The sequence below is a fragment of the Nocardia pseudovaccinii NBRC 100343 genome (assembly GCF_001613225.1).
Classification (GTDB): Bacteria; Actinomycetota; Actinomycetes; order Mycobacteriales; family Mycobacteriaceae; genus Nocardia; species Nocardia pseudovaccinii.
In genome coordinates this window covers 1-2,265 of the sequence record NZ_BDBY01000319.1, presented here as the reverse complement: position 1 = coordinate 2,265, position 2,265 = coordinate 1, and the positions used below count along the sequence as shown (strand labels likewise).

At 65.6% G+C, this 2,265-nt stretch carries 6 protein-coding genes; all 6 read left to right on the top strand.

All coding sequences use genetic code 11. The features are described from left to right. The coding region (locus NP3_RS36380; protein ID WP_157124793.1) for a DUF4913 domain-containing protein at positions 1–222 on the top strand (222 nt) is incomplete at its 5' end. Between the two features lie 16 nt (positions 223–238). After that, positions 239–535, top strand: coding sequence for a hypothetical protein (locus tag NP3_RS36375; RefSeq protein WP_063046258.1), 297 nt, complete (start codon positions 239–241; stop codon positions 533–535). 116 nt (positions 536–651) lie between these two features. Next, positions 652–837 carry a hypothetical protein gene (locus NP3_RS36370; protein WP_063046257.1) on the top strand — a complete coding sequence of 62 codons (186 nt, stop codon included), beginning with the start codon at positions 652–654 and terminating at the stop codon, positions 835–837. 51 nt (positions 838–888) lie between these two features. After that, the gene (locus NP3_RS36365) at positions 889–1,581 is read left to right on the top strand and encodes a 3'-5' exonuclease family protein (protein ID WP_063046256.1); all 693 of its coding nucleotides are present in this window, start codon (positions 889–891) and stop codon (positions 1,579–1,581) included. Further along, on the top strand, positions 1,578–1,826 hold the full coding sequence (locus tag NP3_RS36360) for a hypothetical protein (RefSeq protein WP_063046255.1): 249 nt from the start codon (positions 1,578–1,580) through the stop codon (positions 1,824–1,826). Before NP3_RS36365 ends, NP3_RS36360 begins: the two co-directional genes overlap by 4 nt. Beyond that, a complete protein-coding gene (locus NP3_RS36355; protein WP_169814639.1) occupies positions 1,813–2,127 on the top strand; it encodes a hypothetical protein in 315 nt (104 codons plus the stop codon). Before NP3_RS36360 ends, NP3_RS36355 begins: the two co-directional genes overlap by 14 nt. Positions 2,128–2,265: the final 138 nt, after the last annotated feature.

Genomic DNA, 2,265 nt, shown 5'->3' with positions numbered 1-2,265 from the left:
GTGCACGCCACCGGCGGGCCGCTGGAGAAGAGCGATTACGCACTTCACCACGTCGGCCCGCACATGCGGGAAATGCTCGACCCGAGAGGGCCATTCAAATATTGCAGCGTCCGCAACGGGCACAAAGACATGCTCCAGCCCCTGCTCAGCCGCATCGACAAAGCCCCGGACGGGCTTTTCGCCGGTCACCCGACCGCCACCGCCACGCTCACCGTGGCCTGAAGAAAGGAAAAAAGTCATGGACCACTACGAAGACAAGCACCTCATCGTCAGGACCGACGGAGGTCCGGGGTCGGCCGCAGAGATGGCCCGGCAGATCACCGAATGGAACATCGAAAACGCCGTCGAACGCTTGGGCTCGGCCATCGACGCGCAAGCCCAAACCGAGAAAATGCGCGCTCAACACCTTCGCATCCAAACCGAACAGGCCGAGGCGCAGCGACTGCGCCAACTCCGCGAACGCGCCCGCGAAGCAGAGCGCGCCGCCCGCGCTCGCGAGCGGGAAGCCCACGAGCGCGAAACGCGCGGCAGGTGATCCTGATCGACCAGGCGACGCCGAACGTAGCCACCAGCATTCGCTTTCATCAAAGTCATTCGCACATAACGAGATTCAAACCAAGTCCATCTCGATTGGTAAAGGGGACAACCGAAATGACCACAACCACGCCCGGCTTCGTGAAGCCGAACCCCATGTGCCCGCTGTGTGCGCCAAGTTGGCCGCCCGCCCGGCGCGCTCGGCGGATCCGCGTGCGCCCGGCGACCGCGGCCGCCGTCGCGGTCGTCGGCGCGGCAGCTGGGTATGCGCTCGGCTACACCCACGGCTGGAAGGCCATCTGAAGTCGCGGACACCGCTTGACCTGCACATCCCCTCAACTCGAAAGGTTTTCTGTGTCATCTCTTGTCGCTTCTCCGCTGGTCTTCGTCGACGTCGAGACCACCCATACCGATCCGAATCTGCGCCGGCCGTGGGAGATCGCGCTGATCCGCCGTGAACCGAACGGCTGGCAGAGCCAGATCACGATCCTGATCGAAGACGTGGACCTGTCTCACGCCGATCCGGGCGCGCTCGATGTCGGGCGCTTCTACCAGCGGCACCCGAAGTACGCGCTGAATCCGTCGCCGGTGCGCGCCACCCCGCCCCCGTCGATTACCTGGCAGATAGCCAACGAATTCGACGGCAGCACTATGGAAGACGACGTCTTCTACCTGACGGAGGCCGCCGCGGCAGCGGTCGTCGACGACTGGACCGCTCCCAGCACTAACGGGCAAGTCCGATTCGCGGGCTACAACGTCTGGTTCGACGCCGACACTCTGGACGCGATGCTGCGCCGACAGCAGCGGCTGCCGCGGTGGGACTACCACCTGATCGACGTCGGCAACATGGCCGTGGGCCGCCTCGGCATCGCCGAGCCGATGCGCAGCTACGACCTTTCGCGCGCGACCGGCGCCGAACCCCCGAGCGAGGCCGAGCGACACACCGCACTCGGCGACGCTCGATGGGTGATGCGGTGGTGGGACCAACTCACCTCCCCCAGTAGCCGGACCATGAGTCTCGAAGCCGTGGGACAGGCATCGGCGTGAGCGAGGAAACTGCCGAGGCGATCGCGCGCCGCGCCGAGCTGCGCGCCGTCATCACCGAGGGCCTTGCCCTCATTGTCGAGCACGCGGACCAGATCAAGGCCGCCCGCGCTGAGCTGGTGGGCGAAGGCAAAACGTTCGGGTTCGACCCGGACTTCGTTTACGCGCCCCTTTTCGCGCGGGCCGTGGATGAGCTGGTGTACGCCGCGCACGTCGCCCAACACCTCAATCCCGATGACGATGAATGACGACGACCAGGCCGACGTCGACGACGTGACCGGTGTCTTCCTGCCTGCGGATCTGGTGCTGGACGACCTGATCAGCCTGCGGGCACTGGGGCTGCTCGCCGTGATCGCCACCTACCCCGAAGATTGGGTGGTCACCGTGCACGATGCGGTCCGCGGCCGCGGGGACGAGACCGACGTGAGCACGGAACTGGCCGAACTCGAAGCAGCGGGATATCTACGCGGCGTTCCCGCCCGCGACGGTCGCGGACTGCCGGTGACTCGCCTGATTCCGATATCCGAAGCACGAGCCGGTGAGCACTGAATATCACGCGACCGCCACCAAGTTGCGGCCCGGCGAGAGGAGGTGTCGCTGATCAGCTGCCGCGCGGTCCCGTGACTGATGAGGAGCTGGCCGATTTCGAGGTCGGCTTCTCACACGTGCGCCGTATCCGTTCGAGAA

What these genes read in the sequence shown, in the direction of transcription:
- NP3_RS36375 (WP_063046258.1), top strand. Translation starts at nt 239, where the DNA reads ATGGACCACTACGAAGACAAGCACCTCATCGTCAGGACCGACGGAGGT.
- NP3_RS36370 (WP_063046257.1), top strand. Translation starts at nt 652, where the DNA reads ATGACCACAACCACGCCCGGCTTCGTGAAGCCGAACCCCATGTGCCCG.
- NP3_RS36355 (WP_169814639.1), top strand. Translation starts at nt 1,813, where the DNA reads ATGACGATGAATGACGACGACCAGGCCGACGTCGACGACGTGACCGGT.